28 protein-coding genes and 1 pseudogene are annotated in these 25,155 nt (G+C 62.4%); 20 read left to right on the plus strand and 9 right to left on the minus strand.

Features of this window, described 5'->3' with window-relative positions; all coding sequences use genetic code 11:
• The first annotated feature begins 43 nt into the window (after positions 1–43).
• Positions 44–688 (plus strand): cob(I)yrinic acid a,c-diamide adenosyltransferase, encoded by a 645-nt coding sequence (gene cobO / locus ABIE33_RS25635; RefSeq protein WP_429130624.1) that lies wholly within the window; start codon positions 44–46, stop codon positions 686–688.
• Positions 688–1,113 (plus strand): EamA family transporter, encoded by a 426-nt coding sequence (locus tag ABIE33_RS25640; RefSeq protein ID WP_429130625.1) that lies wholly within the window; start codon positions 688–690, stop codon positions 1,111–1,113. Before cobO ends, ABIE33_RS25640 begins: the two co-directional genes overlap by 1 nt.
• A gap of 52 nt (positions 1,114–1,165) precedes the next feature.
• Here ABIE33_RS25640 and ABIE33_RS25645 read toward each other — a convergent pair whose 3' ends face one another.
• From ABIE33_RS25645 to ABIE33_RS25660, 4 genes are all read right to left on the minus strand, one after another.
• Entirely contained in the window at positions 1,166–1,759 is a 594-nt protein-coding gene (locus ABIE33_RS25645) for a methyltransferase family protein (RefSeq protein WP_429130626.1), read from the minus strand.
• 270 nt (positions 1,760–2,029) lie between these two features.
• On the minus strand, positions 2,030–2,152 hold the full coding sequence (locus ABIE33_RS25650; protein ID WP_429130627.1) for a hypothetical protein: 123 nt from the start codon (positions 2,150–2,152) through the stop codon (positions 2,030–2,032).
• Between the two features lie 108 nt (positions 2,153–2,260).
• Positions 2,261–2,500 (minus strand): hypothetical protein, encoded by a 240-nt coding sequence (locus ABIE33_RS25655; RefSeq protein ID WP_429130628.1) that lies wholly within the window; start codon positions 2,498–2,500, stop codon positions 2,261–2,263.
• Positions 2,501–3,229: 729 nt separating this feature from the next.
• Complete coding sequence (locus ABIE33_RS25660; RefSeq protein WP_429130629.1) at positions 3,230–4,015, minus strand: TSUP family transporter; 786 nt, start codon at positions 4,013–4,015, stop codon at positions 3,230–3,232.
• A gap of 455 nt (positions 4,016–4,470) precedes the next feature.
• Between ABIE33_RS25660 and ABIE33_RS25665 the strand changes: the two genes are divergently transcribed.
• From ABIE33_RS25665 to ABIE33_RS25690, 6 genes are all read left to right on the plus strand, one after another.
• Positions 4,471–4,932: a cobalamin biosynthesis protein gene (locus ABIE33_RS25665; RefSeq protein ID WP_429130630.1), complete on the plus strand. Its 462-nt coding sequence runs from the start codon at positions 4,471–4,473 to the stop codon at positions 4,930–4,932.
• Between the two features lie 136 nt (positions 4,933–5,068).
• Positions 5,069–5,911: a uroporphyrinogen-III C-methyltransferase gene (gene cobA / locus ABIE33_RS25670; protein WP_429130631.1), complete on the plus strand. Its 843-nt coding sequence runs from the start codon at positions 5,069–5,071 to the stop codon at positions 5,909–5,911.
• Entirely contained in the window at positions 5,908–7,209 is a 1,302-nt protein-coding gene (locus tag ABIE33_RS25675) for a cobyrinate a,c-diamide synthase (RefSeq protein WP_429130632.1), read from the plus strand. The genes cobA and ABIE33_RS25675 overlap by 4 nt, the downstream gene beginning before the upstream one ends.
• Positions 7,206–8,225: a threonine-phosphate decarboxylase CobD gene (cobD, locus tag ABIE33_RS25680; RefSeq protein ID WP_429130633.1), complete on the plus strand. Its 1,020-nt coding sequence runs from the start codon at positions 7,206–7,208 to the stop codon at positions 8,223–8,225. The genes ABIE33_RS25675 and cobD overlap by 4 nt, the downstream gene beginning before the upstream one ends.
• The gene (cbiB, locus tag ABIE33_RS25685; protein WP_429130634.1) at positions 8,226–9,200 is read left to right on the plus strand and encodes an adenosylcobinamide-phosphate synthase CbiB; all 975 of its coding nucleotides are present in this window, start codon (positions 8,226–8,228) and stop codon (positions 9,198–9,200) included. It begins immediately after the preceding gene.
• Positions 9,201–9,478: 278 nt separating this feature from the next.
• Complete coding sequence (locus ABIE33_RS25690; protein WP_429130686.1) at positions 9,479–9,865, plus strand: L,D-transpeptidase; 387 nt, start codon at positions 9,479–9,481, stop codon at positions 9,863–9,865.
• 17 nt (positions 9,866–9,882) lie between these two features.
• Here ABIE33_RS25690 and ABIE33_RS25695 read toward each other — a convergent pair whose 3' ends face one another.
• On the minus strand, positions 9,883–10,620 hold the full coding sequence (locus ABIE33_RS25695; RefSeq protein WP_429130635.1) for a Crp/Fnr family transcriptional regulator: 738 nt from the start codon (positions 10,618–10,620) through the stop codon (positions 9,883–9,885).
• 215 nt (positions 10,621–10,835) lie between these two features.
• Here ABIE33_RS25695 and hemN point away from each other — a divergent pair, with 215 nt between their 5' ends.
• From hemN to ABIE33_RS25735, 8 genes are all read left to right on the plus strand, one after another.
• Entirely contained in the window at positions 10,836–12,185 is a 1,350-nt protein-coding gene (gene hemN, locus ABIE33_RS25700; RefSeq protein WP_429130636.1) for an oxygen-independent coproporphyrinogen III oxidase, read from the plus strand.
• Between the two features lie 104 nt (positions 12,186–12,289).
• The gene (locus ABIE33_RS25705) at positions 12,290–12,574 is read left to right on the plus strand and encodes an acyl carrier protein (protein WP_107027602.1); all 285 of its coding nucleotides are present in this window, start codon (positions 12,290–12,292) and stop codon (positions 12,572–12,574) included.
• A gap of 115 nt (positions 12,575–12,689) precedes the next feature.
• Positions 12,690–13,175, plus strand: coding sequence for a 3-hydroxyacyl-ACP dehydratase FabZ family protein (locus ABIE33_RS25710; protein WP_065783353.1), 486 nt, complete (start codon positions 12,690–12,692; stop codon positions 13,173–13,175).
• Positions 13,176–13,177: 2 nt separating this feature from the next.
• Complete coding sequence (locus ABIE33_RS25715) at positions 13,178–14,380, plus strand: beta-ketoacyl-ACP synthase (RefSeq protein ID WP_429130637.1); 1,203 nt, start codon at positions 13,178–13,180, stop codon at positions 14,378–14,380.
• 12 nt (positions 14,381–14,392) lie between these two features.
• Positions 14,393–15,676, plus strand: coding sequence for a beta-ketoacyl-ACP synthase (locus ABIE33_RS25720; RefSeq protein WP_429130638.1), 1,284 nt, complete (start codon positions 14,393–14,395; stop codon positions 15,674–15,676).
• A 157-nt stretch (positions 15,677–15,833) separates the two neighbouring features.
• Positions 15,834–16,862: a zinc-binding dehydrogenase gene (locus tag ABIE33_RS25725; protein ID WP_429130639.1), complete on the plus strand. Its 1,029-nt coding sequence runs from the start codon at positions 15,834–15,836 to the stop codon at positions 16,860–16,862.
• 11 nt (positions 16,863–16,873) lie between these two features.
• Entirely contained in the window at positions 16,874–17,803 is a 930-nt protein-coding gene (locus ABIE33_RS25730) for a lipid A biosynthesis lauroyl acyltransferase (RefSeq protein ID WP_429130687.1), read from the plus strand.
• 340 nt (positions 17,804–18,143) lie between these two features.
• Entirely contained in the window at positions 18,144–18,854 is a 711-nt protein-coding gene (locus tag ABIE33_RS25735; protein ID WP_429130640.1) for a PAS domain-containing protein, read from the plus strand.
• 56 nt (positions 18,855–18,910) lie between these two features.
• Here the strand turns inward: ABIE33_RS25735 and ABIE33_RS25740 are convergent, their stop codons facing one another.
• A complete protein-coding gene (locus ABIE33_RS25740; protein WP_429130641.1) occupies positions 18,911–19,423 on the minus strand; it encodes a hemerythrin domain-containing protein in 513 nt (170 codons plus the stop codon).
• A 190-nt stretch (positions 19,424–19,613) separates the two neighbouring features.
• Here ABIE33_RS25740 and ccoN point away from each other — a divergent pair, with 190 nt between their 5' ends.
• From ccoN to ccoP, 4 genes and pseudogenes are all read left to right on the plus strand, one after another.
• Complete coding sequence (gene ccoN / locus ABIE33_RS25745) at positions 19,614–21,236, plus strand: cytochrome-c oxidase, cbb3-type subunit I (protein ID WP_429130642.1); 1,623 nt, start codon at positions 19,614–19,616, stop codon at positions 21,234–21,236.
• 13 nt (positions 21,237–21,249) lie between these two features.
• On the plus strand, positions 21,250–21,981 hold the full coding sequence (ccoO, locus tag ABIE33_RS25750; RefSeq protein WP_429130643.1) for a cytochrome-c oxidase, cbb3-type subunit II: 732 nt from the start codon (positions 21,250–21,252) through the stop codon (positions 21,979–21,981).
• A gap of 14 nt (positions 21,982–21,995) precedes the next feature.
• A pseudogene (locus ABIE33_RS25755) lies at positions 21,996–22,145 on the plus strand (cbb3-type cytochrome c oxidase subunit 3); the annotation flags it as partial.
• An 87-nt stretch (positions 22,146–22,232) separates the two neighbouring features.
• On the plus strand, positions 22,233–23,096 hold the full coding sequence (gene ccoP / locus ABIE33_RS25760; RefSeq protein WP_429130644.1) for a cytochrome-c oxidase, cbb3-type subunit III: 864 nt from the start codon (positions 22,233–22,235) through the stop codon (positions 23,094–23,096).
• A gap of 261 nt (positions 23,097–23,357) precedes the next feature.
• On the opposite strand, the gene ABIE33_RS25765 is transcribed toward ccoP, so the two are convergent.
• The 3 genes from ABIE33_RS25765 to ABIE33_RS25775 form a co-directional block, all read right to left on the minus strand.
• On the minus strand, positions 23,358–24,254 hold the full coding sequence (locus tag ABIE33_RS25765) for a hypothetical protein (RefSeq protein WP_429130645.1): 897 nt from the start codon (positions 24,252–24,254) through the stop codon (positions 23,358–23,360).
• Between the two features lie 127 nt (positions 24,255–24,381).
• Positions 24,382–24,735: a VOC family protein gene (locus tag ABIE33_RS25770; protein ID WP_429130646.1), complete on the minus strand. Its 354-nt coding sequence runs from the start codon at positions 24,733–24,735 to the stop codon at positions 24,382–24,384.
• Positions 24,728–25,150 (minus strand): SRPBCC family protein, encoded by a 423-nt coding sequence (locus tag ABIE33_RS25775; protein ID WP_429130647.1) that lies wholly within the window; start codon positions 25,148–25,150, stop codon positions 24,728–24,730. Before ABIE33_RS25775 ends, ABIE33_RS25770 begins: the two co-directional genes overlap by 8 nt.
• Between the last annotated feature and the right edge of the window lie 5 nt (positions 25,151–25,155).

Here is a 25,155-nt window from a genome sequence, read left to right on the forward strand (position 1 = left end):
GTCCGCATCACGCAATAGAATCATAGGATTGAGGAGAAACGTCATGAGTGAAGATGTGGTGAGCACGGGTGAGGGCGTTCCCGAGAAGGACGATGCGCGCCATGCCATGAAGATGGCGAAGAAGAAGACGGCTCGCGAAAAGATCATGGCGACGAAGACCGACGAGAAGGGCCTGATCATCGTCAATACCGGCAAGGGCAAGGGCAAGTCGACCGCCGGCTTCGGCATGATCTTCCGCCATATCGCCCACGGCATGCCCTGTGCCGTCGTGCAGTTCATCAAGGGCGCCTGGGAAACCGGCGAGCGCGACCTGATCGAGAAGCATTTCGGCGATGTCTGCCAGTTCTATACGCTCGGCGAAGGCTTTACCTGGGAAACCCAGGACCGCGCCCGCGACGTGGCGATGGCGGAAAAGGCCTGGGAGAAGGCCAAGGAGCTGATCCGCGACGAGCGCAATTCCATGGTTCTGCTCGACGAGATCAACATCGCGCTGCGCTACGACTATATCGACGTCGCCGAAGTGGTGCGCTTCCTCAAGGAAGAAAAGCCGCACATGACCCATGTGGTCCTGACCGGCCGCAACGCCAAGGAAGACCTGATTGAGGCCGCCGATCTGGTGACCGAGATGGAACTGATCAAGCATCCGTTCCGCTCCGGCATCAAGGCCCAGAAGGGCGTCGAGTTCTGATGAGCCAGAGCTGGCAGTTCTGGGCGCTGCTCTCGGCTGCCTTCGCTGCCTTGACGGCGGTGTTTGCCAAGGTCGGGGTTGCGCAGATCAACTCCGACTTCGCGACGCTGATCAGAACCGTCGTCATCCTCTTCGTGCTCGCCGGCATCGTCGCGGCCACCGGGCAATGGCAGAAGCCCTCGGAAATCCCGGGGCGCACATGGCTGTTCCTGGCACTGTCCGGCCTTGCTACCGGCGCCTCCTGGCTTGCCTATTTCCGCGCTTTGAAGCTCGGCGATGCTGCGCGCGTGGCGCCGATCGACAAGCTGTCGATCGTCATGGTCGCCATCTTCGGCGTGCTGTTTCTCGGCGAGAAGCTCAACCTGCTGAACTGGCTCGGCGTCGTCTTCATCGCAGCCGGGGCGCTGCTGCTGGCGGTGTTTTGAGGTCTCGAAGCGCTTTTCGGTCGCAGGGTTGATTGACGTCAGCGTCTTGATTTCAGATCCACCTGCGGACGCGTTTGCAATAGGCGATATATGCCTCTCCGAAGGCTCGGGCGAGGTGGGCTTCCTCCATGCGGATCTGGTAGGAGATCGAGATCCAGGCCGAAAGCGCCAGTGCCACCGAGACGACGTTGGGAACGGCCAGCACCGTTCCGATCAGCGCCGTCACCATGCCGACATAGATCGGGTTGCGGGAGAAGGCGTAAAGGCCCGATGTGACGAGAGGCGCGTCCTGCTCCTCGGGTATGCCGATCTTCCAGGAGTGGCGCATGGCCCATTGCGACAGCATCGTCAGCCCGCCGCCGAGCGCCATCAATGCGAGACCGATTGCGGCAATGAGCGGTGCGTCGAGCACCGGGATTCGGCCGAGCGAGGCGCTGACCGCTTCGGGAAAGCCGGCGATTGCCAGCAGATGGACCACCAGCGCCGCGACGATCACCCGGAAGAGCCTGCCGGCAAACCCTTCAGCATCGTCGCCATAGGTCAGCACCACCGGCGAGCGCCCGGACTGCCGGCGACGGAGAGCCGCCAGCACCAGCGTGGAGAGGCCGACGATAAGCATCAGGATGGCGGGAAGAGTGGTAAGCATCGGAACCTCAGGGCGAGTGAATGACAGGACGACGCTTGCCGGGCAGGCGGTCCCATGCGGCCGCCGCCTGCCCATTGGCGAAGCATTGCGGTACTCTGCAATCTCTAGTGACTAGAGGTTCAAGATGCGGTCTTGCTCGACGTTCGTCTTGGTTACCGGATTTTCAGCGGCGAGCTGCCGATGAGAGGAACACCCGTCGGGCCTTAGGGAGGACATCACCGCCCCCGCCATAGCCGCATATTGCCTAGATTTCTCTGCGAAGCTTCTAGGCTACTCTTCCGAGAGTTCTGCTGCTGTCGCCACGACCGCGGCGTTGCCGAACTCGCCATCGGCATACTTGAAAGCAAGGATGCTCATGATCGAGGCGACAATTGCAATGACGACTATACGCATTAGGCATTCCCAGTATTCGTTGCGTTCTACAGCAAACACCCGGTGAAGGCCTTGGTTCCCACGAGTAGGGCACATAAAGGGCGGCCGAAGCCGCCCTTTCTCGTTTCACTATTTGCCGGACATTGTCTTTCCACCAGTCTGCGCGGCGCCCTTGGCCGAGGCCTTCTTGCCAGGGTCGGTGTTTACGTTCCTGGTTGATGCGGCAAGGCCTCGCGAACCCCCGTGGGCTAATTCAATCTGGCCGACAGTTTTAACGATGGGCATCTTTTCGGCTGGCGTCGACGGGACAGCAGCAATTGCGGAAGTTGCAAAAGCGATAGACGCCAGGGCGGCGATAACGATCTTCATTGGTAGTCTCCTAGGTTCGAACCTCCCGCCAAGGAGTGCGGGAGACTTGGCCTAGGACTATTGCCGAGCCGGCGACATACGGCAGGTGCCGTATTTCGACAGCAGCACAGCCCGCGATGTCGACGCATGGTTACCGAGAGTTTTAGTTTAAGGTAATTGGTGGTGTCGGGGCTGTCTCTGATCCGAAATCCTCTTTGAATGCCATGATGCTAAATACGATCCCAACGAGGATGCACAGCAGCACAATGAAGATGAGGCCGGATTTGTTCATCACTCATTTCAGGCGCAGAATGTGAGAAATTCGTGGCACCGCCCACAGAACGCAGTCTCAGCGGTAGGGTGGTCACCTTCAGTTCCAGCGCCATTGGGAGTGGATCTTTGTTTCCCGCGCTGACTGGCGCCCACTATCCTGCTCGCGTTGAGTGAACTGTTAACGCAATTCAATTGCAGCATGCAGGCATGTATGTGCTCTTCGGAAAGAAGCGAAAATTTGTCTGGACGCTGCTGGCGGTCTTGGTGAAGGCCGCCCCGTCATCGGCCAGCGTGAGACAAGATCTCCGCAAGGCACGATGGTAAGTGGTGTCGCGCTGCGCAGAAATGCAGGTCAAGCGGTGGTTCGTTTACGTCCCTGATTTAATCATCAGGAAACCGCCTCGATCGCGATCAGCCATTGCGCCGATCGTCTCCGCGCTCTGCAGCACAGGCAGACAGCGCGAGGTGCGTCCCGCCTCAGAGCCCCAGCCAGATCCTCAGCGGATGCGTCGGGTCGGCAAGCAGGCGGAGCGCCAGCGCGATCGAGACGATGACCAGTAGTGGCTTGATGATCTTGGCGCCCTTGGCCATCGCATAGCGAGAGCCGACCTGGGCGCCGAGGAACTGGCCGACGCCCATCATCAGGCCGATCTTCCACAGGATGGCGCCGAAGAACAGGAACACGGCGAAGGCGCCGACATTCGAGCCGAAGTTCAGAAATTTCGTGTGCGCCGTGGCCTTGAGGACACCGAAGCCGGCAAGCGTGACGAACCCGAGCATGAAGAACGAGCCGGTGCCGGGACCGAAGACACCATCGTAAAAGCCGATCAGCGGCACCAGCGTCAGCGTGAACAGGAAGGGCGTGATCCGGCGGTGCTGGTCGACGTCGCCCATGTTCGGCTTGAGGCCGAAATAGAGCGCGATGGCAATCAGCAGGAAAGGCAGGATCGCCTTCAGAACGTCGCCGGGAACGATGGTCGCGAGCAGCGCGCCCAACACCGAGCCCGCCATCGACATCAGCGCCATCGGCAATTGCTCTTTGAGGTTCACGTGACCGCGCCGGGCATAGGAAAGGGTTGCCGAGCCGGAGCCGAACAGCCCCTGCAGCTTGTTGGTGCCCAGCGTCTGGAGCGGCGGGATGCCCGCAATCAGCATGGCCGGAATGGTGATCATGCCGCCACCGCCGGCGATCGAATCGATGAAGCCGGCAATGAAGGCGGCAACGAACAGGAACACGAGCAGGTTGAAAGCGAGATCTTGCACGGGAGGGACTCGACGAGGAAGGAGTATGCAGGCCTTCTCGCCTTGTGTCAGAGCCCGCGGTGAAATGCAAAGCCTTCTGTCATCGCGCATCTGCGATGCGCGTCGCGACATGTAGATTATCTCAAGAAATCAGTGCTTTATTCAGAGATCCTGGGCGCGCGGATGGACTTCTGCCGTCTCCGGTCCATTGCCGGTTCTGGCCCAATCACGCGCCGGTTCGGCTTGGAACGAATTGGCCAAGTGCGACATGGCCATGCCGCAATCCGGTTTGACCCGTGGGTTTGCCTCCGGTAAAAATGACGGATGTGCGACGGCGTCCGCTTCAGGCGGACTGAAAGAGCGTCCGGTGCGGCCGACCCAGGCAGGGGGCTGGAACCGGTGCTGTCCAGACCGACCCGGGATTTGAGCCCGGGCGGCGCTTCGTGTGGATTGCCGCGAGGGGGCCGAGGTCGACCATGATATCTTCCAGCAAAGGACCGCCACCGCCGGGGCCGCTCGTCCTCGGTCTTGGCTGCGAGCGCGGCACGCCGCCGGGCGAGGTGATTGCGCTTGCCGAAAAGGCGTTGGCGCAGGCGGGCGCTGACAAAGCCAATATCGGCTTCGTCGCGTCGCTTGATGCCAGACGCGGAGAGCCGGCGATCCTTGCGGCAGCCAACCATTTCGCGGCTGAAGCCCGCTTCTTCGATGCGGCGACGCTGGAGGCCGTGGCGCCTCGGCTGCAGAACCCGTCGGCGATCGTCTTTGCCCATACCGGCTGCCACGGCGTTGCCGAGGGCGCTGCGCTGGTCGGCGCGGGGCCGGCAAGCGTGCTGCTTGTTGCCAAGATCACCACCTCCCACGCAACAGTGGCAATCGCCGGGCCAGCCGAACTCCGCCCTGCAAGCGAGCCGGCAGTCTTGGCGGTGGCGGCGCCATGAGTCATTCACCGGATTACAGTGCGGCAAACATGTGCAAACCATTTCAAACGTCTATGCGGAATTGCTGTGAATCTGAATCCGCTTGTTGCCAACGCAATTCAGCGACGGCTCTTAAGCGCATGGCGGGAGAAGCGGCATGAGCGACACGATCTTTTCCGGCCTTCCCGAGCTTGAGCCCGGCCACGTGTGGCTCGTTGGTGCGGGGCCCGGCGACCCCGGCCTCTTGACGCTTCATGCTGCCAATGCGTTGCGGCAGGCCGATGTCATCGTGCACGACGCGCTGGTCAACGAGGATTGCCTGAAGCTCGCCCGGCCGGGTGCCGTGCTGGAATTTGCGGGAAAACGCGGCGGCAAGCCTTCACCGAAGCAACGTGATATTTCTCTGCGGCTCGTGGAACTGGCGCGCGCCGGCCAGCGGGTGCTGCGTCTGAAGGGTGGCGATCCCTTCGTCTTCGGGCGGGGCGGCGAGGAAGCGCTGACGCTGGTCGAAAACAGTATCCCGTTCCGCATCGTGCCGGGCATTACCGCCGGGATTGGCGGGCTTGCCTATGCCGGCATTCCGGTCACCCACCGCGAGGTCAACCACGCCGTCACTTTCCTCACCGGTCACGATTCCTCGGGCCTCGTGCCGGACCGGATCAACTGGCAGGGCATTGCCTCGGGCTCGCCCGTGATCGTCATGTACATGGCGATGAAGCATATCGGCGCCATTGCCGCCAATCTGATCGCCGGCGGGCGCTTGCCCGACGAGCCGGTTGCTTTCGTCTGCAATGCGGCCACACCGGAACAGACGGTGCTCGAAACGACACTCGCGCGTGCAGAGGCTGACGTGGCCGCTTCCGGCCTGCAGCCGCCGGCGATCGTCGTCGTCGGCGAGGTGGTACGGCTGCGCGCATCGCTCGACTGGATCGGCGCGTTTGGCGGGCGCCAGTTGGTGGCCGATCCTTTTGCCGGCCGCGAGCTCAGGGATCCGGCATGAGCGGATTGCTGATCGCGGCGCCCTGTTCGGGCTCCGGCAAAACCACAGTAACACTCGGCCTGATGCGCGCCATGCGACGGCACGGCATGGCGATTGCGCCGGGCAAGGCGGGCCCTGATTACATCGATCCGGCTTTTCATACGGCAGCGAGCGGCCAGCCCTGCCTCAACTATGACCCCTGGGCCATGCGCCCCGAGCTTCTGGTGGCAAACGCTGCGCACGCCGCCGATGGGCGCACGCTCGTCGTCGAGGCGATGATGGGCCTGCATGATGGTGCAGCCGACGGCAGCGGCACGCCCGCCGATCTCGCCGCGGCACTCGATCTCGCCGTCATCCTGGTGGTCGACTGTGCGCGCATGTCGCATTCGGTGGCGGCACTCGTGCGCGGCTATGCCGACTACCGCGGGGATATCCGCGTTGCCGGCGTCATTCTCAACAAGGTCGGGAGCGACCGGCACGAGATGATGCTGCGCGATGCGCTGACGCGCGTCAGCATGCCTGTCTTCGGCGTGCTGCGGCAGGATAGTGCCTTGAAGCTGCCGGAGCGGCACCTCGGCCTGGTGCAGGCCGGCGAACATGGCACACTCGAGACCTTCATCGACTATGCGGCCGATCGGGTCGAGGCGACCTGCGATCTCGACGCTATCCGCATTTCCTCGGCGCTTTCGCCTAAAGAGCGGGCGACGGCCGAGGTCGTCAGGTTCAAGCCGCTCGGCCAGCACATCGCCGTGGCGCGGGATGTGGCCTTCGCCTTCTGCTACGAACACCTGCTGTTCGGCTGGCGCCGTGCCGGGGCGGAAATCTCCTTCTTTTCGCCGCTGGCTGACGAAGCGCCTGATGAGGCGGCCGATGCGGTCTATCTGCCGGGCGGCTATCCCGAGCTTCATGCCGGGCGCCTGCAGGCGGCGGCAGCGTTCCGATCCGGCATGGGGACGGCGGGCAAGCGCGGCGCGCGGATTTTCGGCGAGTGCGGCGGCTATATGGTGCTGGGCGAGGGGCTTGTCGCCGCCGATGGCGCGCGCTACGAAATGCTCGGCCTGCTGCCGCTCACCACAAGTTTCGCCGAGCGCAGGCGGCACCTCGGCTACCGCCGTGTCGTGCCCCTCGACAACACGTTTTTCGATGGACCCATGACGGCGCACGAGTTTCACTACGCGACCATCGTTTCGGAAGGTGCTGCCGACCGGTTGTTTTCCGTCACCGACGCCGCGAGCGTCGATCTGGGGCAGGCGGGTTTGCAGCGCGACAATGTCGCCGGCTCGTTCATGCATCTCATCGACATTGCGGGCGCGCCATGAGCGCGCCTATCGCGCATGGCGGCGGCGTCACCGAAGCCGTCGCCCGTTTCGGCGGTCGCTTCGAGGACTGGCTCGACCTGTCGACCGGCATCAATCCGCGCCCCGTCGAACTGCCGCCAGTGCCGCAGCAGGCGTGGCACAGGCTGCCCGACAAGCTGACGATCGATGACGCGCGCGCGGCTGCCGCCGGCTACTACAGAACCAACGGCATTCAGCCCTTGCCGGTTCCCGGCACCCAGTCCGTGATCCAGCTGTTGCCGCGGCTGGTTCCGGCCGGCCGCCGCGTCGCGGTGTTCGGTCCGACCTATGGCGAATACGCACGGGTGCTGTCGGCGGCAGGCTTTGCCGTCGATCGGGTTGAGCGTGTTGAGGATCTTAGCGCCGACCACGGCCTTGCAGTTGTGGTCAACCCGAACAACCCGACCGGCCGCGCCTTCCAGCCAGCAGAAATCCTGGCAATGGCCGCGACGATGAAGGCGAATGGCGGCATGCTTGTCGTCGACGAGGCGTTCGGCGATCTGGAGCCGGACCTCAGCGTCGCGGGCCATGTCGGCACCCACGACAATCTCATCGTCTTCCGCTCCTTCGGGAAATTCTTCGGTCTCGCCGGTCTGCGCCTCGGCTTCGTGGTGGCAAGTGACGCCGTGCTCGATGCATTTCGTGATTGGCTCGGCCCCTGGGCGGTGTCGGGGCCGGCTCTGGTCATCGCCAGGGCATTGATGTCCGGCGACACGCAAGCGATCGCCGCGGGCATTCTCGAGCGCCGCGCCGGCCTCGAAGCCGTTCTTGTCCGGGCCGGTCTCAAGCGCATCGGTGGAACCGGGCTGTTCGTGCTGGTGGAGCATGCCGACGCCGGGGTCCTGCATCGCCATCTCTGCGAGGCGCAGATCCTGACGCGCAAATTCGACTATGACCCCCGCTGGCTCCGGATCGGGCTTGCCCCCGACGCAGAAGGTGACCAACGGCTGGCGGACGCGTTGCGCCCTGGCGACGTCCTACGCCCCGGGGAGCGCTGAGTGTCGAGCGAAATCCTTCTCATCCTTGTGGCGGCTCTGCTGCTCGACCGCCTCATCGGCGATCCGGACTGGCTCTGGTCGCGCCTGCCGCATCCCGTGGTGTATTTCGGCAAGGCGATCGCGTTTTTCGACGGCGCGTTGAACAGGCACGAGACCCTCGGCGCCGGCGCCTTGAAGATCCGCGGAGCCCTGACGATCGGCCTGCTGCTTCTCGCGAGCGTTGTCGTCGGCATCATCCTGCATAGATTGTTCGGCGTCATGGGCCTGCTGGGCTATCTGCTCGAGGCTGCTGTCGTGGCAGTGTTCCTGGCGCAAAAGAGCCTTGGCGATCACGTCGGGCGTGTCGCCGAAGGCTTGCGGCGGGACGGCCTTGAAGGTGGGCGTACTGCCGTGTCGATGATCGTCGGGCGCGATCCGAAGACGCTCGATGCGCCCGCCGTCTGCCGCGCCGCGATCGAAAGCCTTGCCGAGAACTTTTCAGACGGGGTGGTGGCGCCCGCCTTCTGGTATGCGGTTGCCGGTCTTCCCGGGCTGCTCGCCTACAAGATGCTGAACACCGCCGATTCGATGATCGGCCATAAATCGCCGAAATACCTGCATTTCGGCTGGGCCTCCGCCCGGCTCGACGACGTCGCCAACCTGCCGGCAGCAAGGCTATCGATCCTGTTGATCGCCGCTGGCGCCTTGCTGCGCCGTGGCCGAAGTGCCGCCGCCGAGGCAATCGGGGTGGCGCGGCGCGACCATGGCCTGCACCGTTCTCCCAACTCCGGCTGGCCGGAAGCGGCAATGGCGGGTGCACTGAACCTGCAGCTCGCGGGGCCGCGCATTTATGGCGGGGTCAAGGTCAGCGAGCCGATGATCAATGGTCCGGGTCGCGCCGTTGCCGAAAGTGAAGACATCGACGCCGGTGTCGCGGTATTTTATGGCGCCTGTTCGGCGATGACCTTCGCTGTTCTTCTGATCGCCATGATTTGATCGGGTGCTACCGCGCATCCACGGCAAGTTGATCTTGGCATTAAGACTTTTCTTTCCATATGTATTAAACTTGCATCATTACGGGCCGGTTATTCTCTGCGGACGTTTGGTTCCACCTGATGCAGCGCCGCTCGCCGGATAGGACGCACAAGCGACACTGCAACGCCGGAAACCTGCTGCACGATCGTCTCAGTCGATCGGAGACGCGCAGTTGGGGTTTCACAAGCGGAGAGTGAATCATGCGACACGCATTCCTGACTGTGCTGATTGCCGCTCTGATGCAGCCCGTTCAGCCCGTGAGCGCCGCCAACCTCGTTGCCAAAATCAGCCTCTCCTCCCAGACGATGGTGGTGAAGCAGAACGGCGTCGTGATGTATCGCTGGAAGGTTTCCACCGCGCGCAAGGGCTATGTCACTCCCAGGGGCAGCTGGAAGGCGAAGTGGCTTTCGCGAAATCATCGTTCGCGAAAATATGACAACGCGCCAATGCCTTACGCCGTATTCTTCAATGGTGGCTATGCCGTTCACGCGACCCATGACCTGAAGCGTCTGGGCCGCCCCGCCTCCCATGGCTGCGTGCGGCTGCACGCCAACAATGCTGCGGAGTTCTTCGCGCTTGCCCGTGAATACGGCTTAAGCAACACGCGCATCGTCATCACACGCTGAGGTCCAGGACGACGGGCTCAGTCGATGCCGGCGACCTGCATCAACCGGTCCATGCTGGGCACGGTGACGTGGCGGCTGTTTTCGATGCGGATGACATTGTCCTTGCGCAGCTTGGTCACCTGCCGGCTGACGGTTTCGATTGTCAGGCCGAGATAGTCGGCGATATCGGCGCGCGACAGCGGCAGGTCGAACGCCGTTGCCGTGCCGTTTTCCGGATCGATGTGGGTGGCGATGATATAGAGAAAGCTGGCAACCTTTTCCTGCGCGGTCTTGCGGCCGAGCGTCAGCATCCAGTCGCGCGCTTCGTCCAGTTCCTTCAACGCCTGTTCGTGCAGGCGGTGCTCCAGCCCCGGCGCATCGGCAACGAGCCGTTCGATGACATTGCGCGGGAACGAACAGATGTCGGTGTCGATCGCCGCTTCCGCGGTCAATGCGCTTTCGCGCGTGAACGGCCGGCCCATGAAATCGGGAGCGAACTGCAGGCCGACGATCTGCTGGCGGCCATCGGAGAGAACCTTGCTGAGCTTGACGACACCGCTGATGATGTTGGCGTAACTGTCGGTCATTTCTCCCTGTCCGACCACCTCGCGACCGGGCTCGACACGGCGGCGGGTCGAATGCCGGCTGAGGTCGAGAAGCTGGTCCGGGGTCAGCGTGCCGCAGACGCCGCCGTGGCGCGCCTCGCAGGCCGCGCAGACGGCTGGAATGTCCGAATTGTGGATGTCCTTGCGGCGTTGTTCGGTCACGATCTGCAAATCTTTCTTCCCTGCATCGGGTTAGTCCTAAAGACCAAAGAGGATGAGGGCGGTTAAATCAAGAGTTGACAGGTGCTAATTCCGGAAGCGCGAAACAATGTCTCATGCTGAATTGAGCATTGTCAATTTTAACGCGTTAATTCGGCAACTTGATCAAAATCAAAGGCGTGCTCCGCCATCCGTCCTATGCCTTGGCCATCTTGCCGGAGAGACCGATGAACGACGCTCTGATCCTGAAATATGCGAGCCCCGTGCCGCGCTACACCAGCTACCCCACCGCACCGCATTTCTCTGACGCGGTCGGTCAGGCCGAGTATCAATCCTGGCTCGATGCCATCGGGCCGGGTGAGGCGCTGTCGCTTTACGCCCATGTGCCCTATTGCGACCGGCTGTGCTGGTTCTGTGCCTGCCACACCAAGCAGACGCTGCGCTACGAGCCGGTGGCGAGCTACCTGAACGGGCTGCACCGCGAGATCGCGGCGATCGGCGGCCGGGTGAACCGGCAGGCGAAGGTCACGGCGCTGCATCTGGGCGGTGGATCGCCGACTTTGGTCAGGCCGGACGATCTGATCGCGCTCAAGCAGACCTTCAACAGTCACTTCGAATTTTCCAGCGATTGCGAAATCAGCGTCGAAATGGACCCGAACGACCTCGACGAGCCGCGCCATGACGCGCTGGCGGCGATCGGCATGACGCGGGCGAGCTTCGGCGTCCAGGATTTCGACCCCGTGGTGCAGAAGGCGATCAACCGCATCCAGACCTATGAGCAAACGCGCGACGCGATCGAGGCGTCGCGGGCGCGGGGCGTGCGTTCGGTCAATTGCGACGTGCTTTACGGCTTACCCTATCAGAGCCTGTCTTCGCTGGAGGCGACCATCGACGCCGTGCTGTCGCTGGCACCCGATCGCATCGCTCTCTTCGGCTATGCCCATGTGCCGTGGATGAAGAAGCACCAGTCGATGATACCTGACGAAAGCCTGCCCGGCATCGTCGAGCGCTTTGCCCAGATGAGCCGTGCGGCCGACATGCTTGTTGCCGCCGGGTATGAGGCGATTGGCATCGACCATTTCGCCAAGCCCGAGGACAGTCTGGCGGTTGCCAGCCGGGAAGCGCGCCTGCGCCGGAATTTCCAGGGCTATACCGATGACAGCGCCGAAACCCTGATCGGCCTTGGCGCCTCGGCGATCGGCCAGTTTCGTCAAGGTTATGTCCAGAACATGCCGGCAACCGGCGAATATTTGCGCCAGGTCGAGCATTCAGGGCTGGCCGCAGTGCGCGGCTATCTGCTGACGTCCGACGACCGCCTGCGGGCGCGGGTGATCGCGTCGATCATGTGCGACTTCGCCTTCTCCTTCGCGCGAATCAAGGCGGAGTTTCCTGAGCTGGCCGGGGCAGTTGTCGAGGAGGCAAAGCTCTTCTGCGCAAGGGATGCGGATGGGCTGACGATGATCGAGGGCGACGTCTTCAGCCTTACCGAACGCGGCCGGCCATTTGCCCGGTCGGTGGCGGCCGTTTTCGACGCTCATCTTCAATCGGGACGGGGGCGTCATTCGGTCGCCGTTTAGCAACACCGCATTTCAAATCGCAGCGGTTGCCATCAAGGCCATTGGCTTTTGCGGCGCATTTACCTATAGGATCGCCGAGACTCGGAATAAAATAATAAAGAGGTATGCGCGTGACTGCTACATTCGACAAGGTTGCCGACATCATCGCGGAAACGAGCGAGATCGATCGCGAGACGATTACGCCGGAAAGCCACACGATCGACGATCTCGGCATTGACAGCCTGGACTTCCTGGACATCGTCTTTGCGATCGACAAGGATTTCGGTATCAAGATTCCGCTGGAACAGTGGACGCAGGAAGTCAACGAAGGCAAGGTTTCGACCGAAGAATACTTCGTGCTCAAGAACCTCTGCGCCAAGATCGACGAGCTGCGGGCTGCCAAGGCCTGATTGGGCCAAGGTTCAAGCCTTTCCACTCGATTTCCAATGCCGCCGGTCGCGCCCCGCGCTTGACAGGCGGCATTGGCGTTTTTACTTGAGCCCGAAACCAACGGGGTGAGCCTCTATGCTCCTTGAATACTTCCAGATGATCGATCGTGTCGAAACGGTCGATCTTTCGGCTGGCCGGCTGACGGCGCGATCCGTCGTTCCCGAAAAGAGCCCGGTATTCGAGGGCCACTTCCCAGGCTATCCGCTGGTGCCGGGCGTGCTTCTGATCGAGACGATGGCGCAGGCTTCGGGATTTCTCGTGCTTGCCGCGACCAATTTCGCGGCAATGCCGTTTCTGATGTCGGTCGATGGCGCCAAGATGCGGACCTTCGTCGAACCGTCGGCAGAACTCGATATCGAAGCCTTCCTCGAGCACGATGGCTCCGGTTTCGCCGTGACCAAGGCGAAGATCACGTCTGCGGGCAAGAAGGTCTGTGACGCACAGTTGAAACTCAGAACGATGCCGTTCGATCAGGTGCCGCTCGGCGATATCGTGCGCAAGCGCGCCGACGAGGTGGGCCTGATGGCGGCACTTGCGGCAGATGCCGCTTCGGAGAAGTGAAGATGAGCAAATCCGCAAACGACGTGGTGATCACCGGCGTCGGTATCGTGACAAGCCAGGGTGTCGGCGTCGAGCCGCATGTGGCGCTCTTAAACGCGGCCGAGGCGCCGGGGCCACGTGTCGAGACCGAGAAATTCAAGCCCTATCCGGTGCATCCGCTGCCGGAGATCGACTGGTCGCAGCAGATCGCCAAGCGTGGCGACCAGCGCCAGATGGAAAACTGGCAGCGCCTCGGCGTTTTCGCAGCTGGCTTGGCGCTCGATGACGCCGGCCTCAAGGACAATCTCGACGCCTGTGGCAGCATGGACATGATCGTGGCTGCCGGCGGCGGCGAGCGCGACATCAATGTCGATTCGCTGATCGTCGACGAGGCGCTGAAGCGCAACGACCGCGAGCAGGTGCTGAACGAGAAGCTGACGACCGAACTGCGCCCGACGCTGTTCCTGGCCCAGCTCTCCAATCTTCTCGCCGGCAATATCTCGATCGTGCACAAGGTGACGGGATCGTCGCGCACCTTCATGGGCGAAGAGGCGGCCGGCATTTCGGCGATTGAAACGGCGTTCTTCCGCATCAAGGCCGGACAATCGACGCATACGCTGGTGGGTGGCGCATTTTCCGCCGAACGTCTCGACATCATGCTTATGATCGAGGCGATCCAGGGGCAGACAGTCGGCGACTGGCAGCCGATCTGGTCGCGCGAGCGTCAAGATGGCGGCGGCATGATCCTCGGTTCCGTCGGCGCCTTCCTGGTGCTGGAATCGCGTGAGTATGCCGAAGCCCGTGGCGCCCGAATCTATGCCACGATTGATGCGATCGGCAGCGACCGTGGCAGCCGCACCGACGGCAAGCTGGAGGCGCGTCTTGCCGATCTGGCAAAGCCGGCTGAGACGCTCGATCCGGCGCAGACCGTGGTGTTCTCCGGCACCTCGGGCCTGCACGAACTCGTCGCGCGCGAAAAGGCGTTTCTGGAAACGAAGCTTGCCGAAGCGCCGGTGCGCGCCTATGGCGGCCTCGTCGGTCATAGCATCGAGGCGCAGTTTCCGGCGGGCCTCGCGCTTGCCGCGCTTACGCTCGGCCACGGGGCCAAGGTCCCGGCCTTCGACGCAAGCTTCGAAAAGCCGATGACGGCGGGCGCCAGGTCGGCGGTCGTAACGACCATCGGTCATTCACGCGGCGAAGGCGTCGCGGTCCTTTCGGCCGAATAAGAGGAACGATTGATGAGCAACGCTTACAAGGATCATCTCGGTCGTCCGATCGTCGCCGTCACCGGCATGGGCGTCATCACCTCGCTCGGCCAGGGTCTCGAAGACAACTGGGCGGCGCTGACCGGCGGCGTCTCCGGCATCCGCAAGATCACCCGTTTTCCGACGGACGGCCTCAACACGCGCATATCCGGCATGGTCGATTTCATCGAGGTGCCGGCCGCCAATTCGGTCGAGCGCTCCTATGCTATGGCGCGCGAAACGACGCTCGAAGCACTGGCGCAGGCCGGGCTTTCCGGCGATTTCAACGGCCCGCTGTTTCTTGCAGCCCCGCCGATCGAGCCGGAATGGAGCGCGCGCTTCGAACTGGCCGACCGGTCGCCGCCGTCGACCCAGCCGGGCGACGCCTACAATCGCTTCCTTGCCGCGATGCGCGAGAAGGCCGATCCGGTGTTTCACGAGGCCGTGCTCTTCGGCGCGATTTCCGAACGGCTTGCTGATCGCTTCGGCACCCGCGGCCTGCCGGTGACGCTGTCGACGGCCTGCGCCTCGGGTGCAACCGCGATCCAGCTCGGCGTCGAAGCCATTCGCCAGGGCCGCACCGATCGTGCACTCACGGTCGCGACCGACGGTTCGGTCAGTGCCGAGGCGCTCATCCGCTTTGCGCTGCTGTCGGCGCTGTCGACCCAGAACGACCCGCCGGAAAAGGCCTCCAAGCCCTTCACCAAGGAGCGTGACGGCTTCGTCATCGCCGAAGGTGCCGCAACCCTGGTGCTGGAATCGCTGGAAGCAGCCGTTGCCCGCGGCGCCCGCGTCTACGGCATCCTGAAGGGCTGCGGCGAGAAAGCCGATCTCTTCCATCGCACGCGCTCTTCGCCCGATGGCGGTCCGGCGATCGCGACGATCCGTGCGGCGCTTGCCGACGCCGGCATCGATGAAGGCGGTATCGGCTACATCAACGCCCATGGCACTTCGACGCCGGAAAACGACAAGATGGAATATCTGTCGATGTCGGCGGTCTTCGGAGAGCATCTGCCGTCGATCCCTGTTTCATCGAACAAGTCGATGATCGGCCACACGCTGACGGCTGCCGGTGCGGTCGAGGCGGTGTTCTCGATCCAGACGATGCTGACCGGCACCTTGCCGCCGACGATCAACTACCAGAATCCCGACCCGGCCATCGTGCTCGATGTCGTACCGAACGTGAAGCGCAGCCAGCAGGTCTCTGCCGTGCTGTCGAACTCCTTCGGCTTCGGCGGACAGAACGCCAGCCTTGTCATGACCGCCGAGCCGGCCTAAGCCGGCGGTTACAGCGCCGCGCGTCAAATATGACGCGCAAAGGACGCTGTAACGCTTTAAGCCTGCTGCATAATTTTCCTTAAATCGGATCCGATCTAAGGAGCCATGCAGTAGAACCTTCAGACGAAATGATGCCGCTCAAGGCAGAGGAAAGACCATGCGCGCCCTGCAACTGCTCGATGACCGCAAGCTCGAAATCACCGACGTTCCCGAGCCGGAAGCGCCAGGCCCAGGCGAAGTGACGCTCCGGGTCAAGGCCGTCGCACTCAACCACATCGACGTGTGGGGCTGGCGTGGCATGGCCTTTGCCAAGCGCAAGATGCCGCTCGTCATCGGCGCCGAGGCGGCCGGTGTCGTCGAAAGCATCGGCCCGGGTGTTTCGAGCGTGCTTCCGGGTCAGCTCGTATCGATCTATGGCGCGCGCACCTGCGGCCTCTGCCGCCCGTGCCGCGAAGGCCGCGACAACCTTTGCGAACATGTCGGCGGCGTGCACGGCTTCCACCTCGACGGCTTCGCGCAGGAAAAGATCAACCTGCCTGCACGCCTGCTGGTGCCGGCACCTCCCGGGATCGATGCGGTGGCCGCAGCACTTGCGCCGGTGACCTTCGGCACCGTCGAGCACATGCTGTTCGACAACGCCAAGCTTGAGCCCGGCGAAACCATTCTCGTCCATGCCGGCGGCTCCGGCATCGGCTCGGCGGCGATCCAGCTTGCCAAGAAGATCGGCTGCACGGTCATCACCACCGTCGGCTCCGACGACAAGATCGAGAAGGCCAAGGCGCTCGGCGCCGATCACGTCATCAATTACCGCACCGACCGCTTCGAAGGCGTCGTGCGCAAGCTCACCAAGAAGAAGGGCGTCGACGTCGTGTTCGAACACGTCGGCAAGGACACATGGGCTGGCTCCATGCTCTGCATGAAGCGGGGAGGCCGCCTGGTCACCTGCGGCTCGACCTCCGGTGTGTCGACCGACATGAACCTGATGATGCTGTTCCAGCAGCAGCTGAAGCTGCTCGGCTCCTTCGGCTGCCGCATGGAGAACATGGCCAACGCCATGCAGAAGATGGCGCGGGGCCTGGTGCATCCGGTCATCGACACTGAGGTCGGCTTCGACGAGATCGACCGCGCACTGGAGCGGATGGAATCGCGCCAGATCTTCGGCAAGATCATCCTGAAGATGGATTGATCCACGTGCGCATGCTGATCACACGGCTGGTTCTGGCGGCGGATCATTTCCGGCAGTGGGTGATTGCGCAACTCGTCTTTCTGCTTCTGACGATCCTGAAACTGTTTCCGGCCGACGGCGCGATCCGTTTCATGGATCGCGCCGCACGCTTCATCGGCCCGAAGACCGGCCGGCACAAGCTGACGCTGACCAATCTGCGCAATGCGTTTCCCGAGAAGAGCGAAGCCGAGATCGAAGCGATCGCCATGGAGAGCTGGGGCAATATGGGCCGCATGGCGGCCGAATATGTCTTCCTCGACCGGCTGTTCGATTTCGACCCCGAGGCGACCACGCCCGGCCGCGTCGAAGTCTCGGGCGTTCCGCTCTTTCTGGAGCTGCGTGACAATCCGCGACCCTTCATCGTCTTCACCGCCCACAGTGGCAACTTCGAGATGCTGCCGGTCGCAGGCTCCGCCTTCGGGCTGGAAGTGACGGTACTCTTTCGTCCGCCGAACAACCCTTACGTCGCCGAGAAGGTCTTCGAGTTTCGCAAGGAGCGCATGGGCAATCTCGTGCCGTCGCATGCGGGTTCGTCCTTTGCGCTCGCCCGCCAGCTCGAGCGCGGCAACGGCGTCGGCGTTCTGGTCGACCAGAAATTCCGCAAGGGCTTGAAGACCAAGTTCTTCGGGCAGGACGTGCAGACCAATCCGCTGCTGGCCAAGCTCGTGCGGCAGTTCAATTGCGAGGTCTATCCCGCCCGTTGCATCCGGTTGCCCGGCAATCGTTTCCGGCTGGAGCTGGAGCCGGCGATCGACATTCCGCGCAAGCCAGACGGCGCCGTCGACGTCAACGCCACGGCGCAGGTTCTCAACGACAAGGTCGAGAGCTGGGTGAGGGAATATCCCGGACAATGGTTGTGGTACCACGACCGCTGGCACATCAAGCGCTACCTGAAAGACTGATTCTCCTCGGACCGCAAAAGGCGTTGCCGCCGCAGGGCCGTAACGCCTTTCTTGTCTATTCCTAAGGCATTTGCTGGAGAAAATCGGCGTCTTTGCGTCGCTGAAATCGCTTCGAAACCGCAAGCTTCCCTTTCTGATGTTGAACGGGGCGGCAATGAGTGTAAACTCACCGTTGTATTGTGGGGGACGGACTGCAAGCGCTTTGGGTGGTCAAAGTCTTGTGGTTTTCGCTGAGGATGCAGGGGGAAACGTCAAAGCCTAGATCAGCGTCTACATCATCAAAGCCTGTCTTATAAGTGCATCGGCGCGGCCTCGGCCGTGGGGGAATTGGGGTTTCGAATTGAACGCACTGATTGAGCTGTTCTGGTTCAAGTATTCACAATTGCAATATGCTGTCCGTACGGCAGACGAGCATCTGATCGGACTTCTGGATCGCGAGCTCGATCCTATTCTGAAGTCGGTCTATGATGAGAAGGCTGTGAGCGTCGAAGATGCTCGCCTTCAGTTCCAGTTTCTGATCGATATTCTGCGCGTGGAGGCCGACGACATTTCCTGCGTGCTGCGCCACTCGCAGCTGCTGCAGTCGCTGATCAATCGCTATTTCGCAGCCACTGGCGCGGTCAACGCTGCCGAGTTGCGACTGGAGCGCACGCCCGCTGCGCCACACAAGGGGCGGGCGGACGAGGGGCTGCTCAACGAGGCGATCCTCGACAGTTTTCCTGATCGCATCGCTGTCATCACGCCGGATTATCGGTATCTCTATACCAATCCGCTCAACGCCAACCATCTTGAAAGCCGCCCGATGGATCTTATCGGCCGGCATATCGTCGAGTTCATCGGCATCCAGCGCTTCGAGCTGCGCGTGAAGAACTATCTAGACCGCTGTTTTGCGGGCGAGGTGGTCGACTATACCTTCGCCAAGACCGTCGACGCGCGAACGGTCGTGGTACGCTGCCGGCTGACGCCTTGCATGTCGAGCAACGGCAAGCTCATCGGCGCGATCCTGGTGATCCAGGAGCATGCGGACAGACGCCGCGCCATCGCGGCCTGATCCCTGGCAGGTGAACCCCGATAGCGAAACGGCGGCCCTTTCGGGCCGCCGTTCGTTCAATTGGTGATGTCCGGATTTGCCGGGAGCAGCGTGCGAAGACATTCCTGCTCGAAGCCGATATGCCGTCGCAGATTGGTGAAGAAGCCGCGCAGCATGTAGCCGGCGGTCTCCGCATTGACGCTCTCGTCGGCAGCGCCGAGCTTCACCAGCATCTCCGTCAGCTCTTCGGCAAAGCATTCGTCTTCGCAATGCTCGTATTTGAGCCGCGCGAGAGTTGCCGCGATCGACGGGTCGTCGCCGAAATGCTGCTCGACCCAGCGGAACACCGCGCTCTCTTCGCCCGAATGCAGTTCGCGTATCAGCGGCTCCAGCATCTTGGCGGCATAGGCACATTTCTGCCGGTCGATTTCGGCCGGCAGGCTGTCGGCGATTTCTTCTAGGATGTTGCAGAGGGCGAGCTGTTCCTGATGGGCGCGCGCCATCCAGGCCCGCGGCTCGCCGATCGGGGCAGGGCGCGGCGGCAATCCCGTCCAGGCCCTGATCCTTCCTTCGTCATTTGTTCTCTTCATGCTGTTCTGACGCCAGCTCCTATGGCGCTCCCTCATTGTTTCATCATGGTGAAGCAAATGAGCACGGTCGGCCTTGATCTGAATCAAGGTGTAGCCCTCCCGATTCTGACACTTACAGCAAAGCTGCGCTGGCATGCCGCCTTTAGGCGCGTGCACGCGTCTGCATCAGGACAAAGTTGGGGACCCAACCATGAAATACACTTTCGAGACGATCCTGCTTGGGGTCGGTGCATTTCTTGCGCTTCTAGGCGCCGGATTTGCACAGGACCGGCAGTTCGAAGCCCATATGTGGGTGCTGTTCTTCGTGCTGCTCGGCGGCACCATCGTTATGATGCGGCGCCTCGACTTCAGCACGGCATCATCAGGCAGGGCGGCCGCACCGCAGTCGGAATATTCCGACGACGTGGTGAAATATGGCGTCATCGCCACCGTCTTTTGGGGCGTCGTCGGCTTTCTCGTGGGCGTCGTGGTTGCGCTCCAACTGGCCTTTCCGGATCTCAACATCGAGCCATGGTTCAACTTCGGCCGCATGCGGCCGCTGCACACCTCGGCAGTGATCTTCGCCTTCGGCGGCAACGCGCTGATCGCGACCTCGTTCTACATCGTCCAGCGCACCAGCCGTGCGCGCCTTTTCGGCGGCAATCTCGCCTGGTTCGTGTTCTGGGGCTACCAGCTCTTCATCGTTATGGCGGCGACCGGCTATCTTCTGGGGATCATCCAGTCGAAGGAATATGCGGAGCCGGAATGGTATGTGGACCTGTGGCTGACGATCGTCTGGGTCGCCTATCTCGCGGTCTTCCTCGGCACGCTGCTGGTGCGCAAGGAGCCGCATATCTACGTGGCGAACTGGTTCTATCTGGCCTTCATCGTCACCATCGCGATGCTGCACATTGTCAACAACCTGGCGATCCCGGTGTCGTTCCTGGGCTCCAAGAGCTACTCGGCCTTTGCCGGTGTCCAGGACGCGCTGACGCAATGGTGGTACGGGCATAACGCGGTCGGCTTCTTCCTGACGGCCGGCTTCCTCGGCATGATGTATTACTTCATTCCGAAGCAGGCCAACCGCCCCGTCTATTCCTACCGCCTGTCGATCATCCATTTCTGGTCGCTGATCTTCATGTACATCTGGGCCGGTCCGCACCATCTGCACTACACGGCGCTGCCCGACTGGGCGCAGACGCTCGGCATGGTCTTTTCCATCATGCTGTGGATGCCGTCCTGGGGTGGCATGATCAACGGCCTGATGACGCTCTCGGGCGCCTGGGACAAGATCCGGACCGACCCGATCATCCGCATGATGGTCATGGCTGTTGCCTTCTACGGCATGGCGACCTTCGAAGGTCCGATGATGTCGATCAAGACGGTCAACTCGCTCAGCCACTATACCGACTGGACGATCGGCCACGTGCATTCGGGCGCGCTCGGCTGGAACGGCCTGATCACCTTTGGCGCCATCTACTACCTCACGCCGAAGCTGTGGAACCGCGAGCGGCTCTATAGCGTGCGCATGGTCAACTGGCACTTCTGGCTCGCCACGCTCGGCATCGTCGTCTACGCCGCCGTCATGTGGGTTGCCGGCATCCAGCAGGGCCTGATGTGGCGCGAATACGACGACCAGGGCTTCCTCGTCTATTCCTTCGCGGAATCGGTCGCGGCCATGCTGCCCTACTACGTGCTGCGTGCACTGGGCGGTGCCCTGTTCCTCGCCGGCGCTCTGCTCATGGCCTTCAACGTAACAATGACCATCCTCGGCCGCGTGCGCGACGAAGCTCCGATCTTCGGTTCGACACCTGCGCTCAAGGCTGCGGAATAGGAGGGCATAAACCATGTCCATTCTCGACAAACACGCCACCCTGGAACGCAACGCAACGCTGCTGCTCGTCGGCTCGCTTCTCGTCGTCTCGATTGGCGGCATCGTTGAAATCGCGCCGCTGTTCTATCTCGAAAACACCATCGAGAAGGTCGAAGGCATGCGGCCCTATTCGCCGCTGGAGCTTGCCGGCCGCGACATCTACGTGCGTGAAGGCTGCTACGTCTGTCACAGCCAGATGATCCGGCCGTTCCGCGACGAGGTGGAGCGCTACGGGCACTACTCGCTGGCGGCGGAATCCATGTACGACCATCCGTTCCAGTGGGGCTCGAAGCGCACCGGGCCGGATCTCGCCCGCGTCGGCGACCGCTACTCCAACGAGTGGCACGTGCAGCACATGATCGAGCCGCGCTCGGTGGTGCAGGAATCGGTGATGCCGAGCTACGCGTTCCTGAAGTCCACGCCGCTCGACGTGAGGAACGTCGCCGGACAGCTGAAGGCCAATCGGGCCGTCGGCGTGCCTTACTCGGACGAGATGGTCGCGAACGCTGCCGCCGACATCAAGGCGCAGGCCGATCCGAATGCGGACACGTCGGGCGTAGAGGCGCGCTACCCCAAGGCCAAGCTCGGCGATTTCGACGGTGATCCGCAGAAGCTGACGGAGATGGATGCGCTCGTCGCCTATCTCCAGATGCTCGGCACACTGGTCGACTTCTCCACCTATGACGACACCACGGGCTATCGCTAAAGGAGGGCACGGACATGGAAACCTACACGGCCATGCGCCAGTTCGCCGACAGCTGGGCGCTGCTCGGCATGGTGATCTTCTTCCTGGGCGTCGTCGCCTTCATCTTCCGGCCCGGCGCCAAGAAGGCAGCCGACCGGGCCGCAGCCATCCCCTTCGATCACGATGTGATCGAGACCCAGAAATCAGAGCGGCATGCGGGCGGAAAACCGCGACACGCTTTTCCTCATGCCGCTCGTAAGGAGGATTGATCCATGGCGGACAAACATGTCGACGAGATCAGCGGCGTCGAAACAACCGGCCACGAATGGGACGGGATCCGCGAGCTCAACAACCCGATGCCGCGCTGGTGGGTCTATACCTTCTACGCCACCATCATCTGGTCGATCGGCTACATGATCGTCTATCCCGCCGTGCCGCTCCTGACGGATGCGACCAAGGGCGTGATCGGCTACTCCAGCCGCGCCGAGCTCAGCGTCGAGCTTGCCGATGCCAAGACGGCACAGGCCGGCAATCTGGAAAAGATTGCCGCAAGCTCGCTCGACCAGATCATCGCCGATCCGCAGCTTCACCAGTTCGCGGTTGCGGCGGGCGCCTCGGCCTTCAAGGTCAACTGTGCGCAGTGCCACGGTTCGGGTGCCGCCGGCTCTGCCGGCTTCCCCAACCTCAACGATGACGATTGGCTCTGGGGCGGCAAGCCCGAGGAGATCTATCAGACGGTGGCGCACGGCATCCGTTACACCGGCGACGACGACACGCGCGTCTCCGAAATGCCGTCCTTTGCCGAGATCCTGAAGCCGGAAGAGATCAAGCAGACGGCCGCCTATGTCGTCAGCCTGACCGGCACGCCTTCGGATGCTGCCCTGGTCGAACCGGGCAAGGCATTGTTCGAGGCCAATTGCGCCTCGTGCCACGGCACGGACGCCAAGGGCAATCGCGAGTTCGGCGCGCCGGATCTTGCCGATGCGCTCTGGCTCAACGGCTCGAGCGAGCAGGCAATCATCGCGCAGATGAAGGCGCCCAAGCACGGCGTCATGCCAGCCTGGCTGCCGCGCCTTGGCGACACCACGGTCAAGCAGCTTGCCGTGTTCGTGCATTCGCTGGGTGGCGGCGAGTAAGGGAACGCCGGCGGTTGGCGCGAGGTTTGCCCCTCATCCGCCTGCCGGCACCTTCTCCCCGCCTACGGGGAGAAGGTCGCAAGCTCCAACGTCGCGGCCATTCGTCAACGTTGGCGATTGGGGATGACGTTGCGCCCAGCGTCTCTCTCCCCGCCGGCGGGGAGAGATGTCCGGCAGGACAGTGAGGGGCGAGCCTGCCACATGCGGTCATTGCAAATTTCTGGTTGAGTCATACAGCCGCGTCCGACGACGCGGCCTTTTTCATTCCAGCGCGGCGGCGATAGTGGCGCCGACCATGACGCTCGAAAGGGCTGCGCCCAGAAGCAGCGGCGCGTTGACCGGCCGGCGCACGACGGTGCCGAAATTGAACAGGTTCATCGGCAGGAGGTGGAAGCCGTTGCCCTCGGGCTTGCTGCGCGGCGCTTCCATGAAGCACTCGTCGTCGAACCAGATCCAGTCGTCGCGCCAGGTCCAGCAACCCTTGTCGCGATAGACTGCCGCGACTTCCTCGGCAAAGGCCTTGTCGGCGGGCAGGCGGATATAGTCGACCGGCTTGCGGCTGAAATATTGCATCGCCAGCGGCATCGAGCGTTCGGTGCAATAGTTCGACATCCACAGCTTGAAACCGATTTCGTCGCGAAGCCGGTCGAGCACGCGAAACACCTGCACATGATCCTCATGGCCATATTCGCCCCACGGATTGTGGGTGAAGACGTTCATATCGGGCTTCAGGAGGGGGTGCAGCGTGCGGTAGAGCGTCTCGTAGTTTTCGCGATAGGCCTGGGCGATCGGCCGCGTCGAGTGGCGGAAGCTGCCGGGCATGAGTTGCGACAGCGATTTTTTCACGACACGCTTGGCCTCGCGGCGCGTCCCCTCGGTGCCGAACTCCATGCCGTAGGGGCCAGGCTTCGGGCTTGTCCAGTCGGCGCAGTCGAATGAGCCGGTCTCTTCCATCTCGAGGAAACGGACATTGCCGCGCGGATAGGCCTTGATCGCGGCAACGCGCGCGTCGCCCATCTGCGGCTCCGACCAAATGTCGCGGTAAAGGATGGTGACCTCGTCGACCTTTTTCAGGATCGAGGTGAACCACAGCAGTTCGTCGTCGGGGTGGGCGCCGATGATGACGGAATTGCGCAGAAACTCGTGTTCGTCTGCCATTGCCCTGCGCCCTTTGCCGCGATCTGTTCTCGCGCGCAATCTTGGGCTGCAAAGATTAAACCGGCGTAAAATCTGAAGGCGCAGGCGCCGGCTGTCCACAGATGGCGGAAGCCGGCGCGCCGGATGGCTATTGCGCGGACCAGACCGCAAGCTCGTAACCGTCAGGGTCGGCGAAGTGGAAACGCCGCCCGCCGGGGAAGGGGAAGATCGGCTGCAGGATTTTTCCGCCGGCCGCTTCGACCTTGGTCACTGCGTCTTCCAGATTGTCCACATAGATGATGATCAGCGGCCCTCCGGCTCTGACCGGACCTGTCGTGGTGAAGCCGCCGGTCAATCTTCCGTCCTGGAACTCGCAATACTCAGGGCCGTAGTCCGTGAAGGTCCAGCCGAAGGCGCCGCCATAGAACGCCTTGCTGGCGGCGATATCGGAGACGTTGAACTCGACATAGTCGATGCGCTGATCGTTGCCCTTGTTACCCATGATGTGTCCTGTCGCTTTCTGATTCCAAGATTGATTTCAACGCCGCGAGATCCTTTGCCACCCATTCGGCGTCGCCGGCAAATTGCTCGTCGCTCATGTCGGACTGCCGCAGGAGCGTGAACGTCACCTCGGCGCCATCGCCGTTCGGCACGACGCGCAGGGCGTTGTGCACCTTCACGCCGTTTTCGAGCGTCACCAGATGGTCGACGACGCCGAAGGCGTTGTCTGGTGCAAAGCGGACGCGTGCATTGCCGAGCGGTCCGGGAGCGATCCATTCCTCCCCGTCACGCTTCAGGCCGGACGACAGGCCGGATGCCCAGAGCGGCATGTTTTCCGGCTTGGCCATGAAGGCATAGACCTCGCGCCAGTCGCGCTCGATCGAGGTGTGGATGATTTTCGCTGCCAGTGTCGTCATGCGTT

Origin of the sequence: Ensifer sp. 4252, from assembly GCF_050434565.1 — a bacterium.
GTDB lineage: Bacteria > Pseudomonadota > Alphaproteobacteria > Rhizobiales > Rhizobiaceae > Ensifer.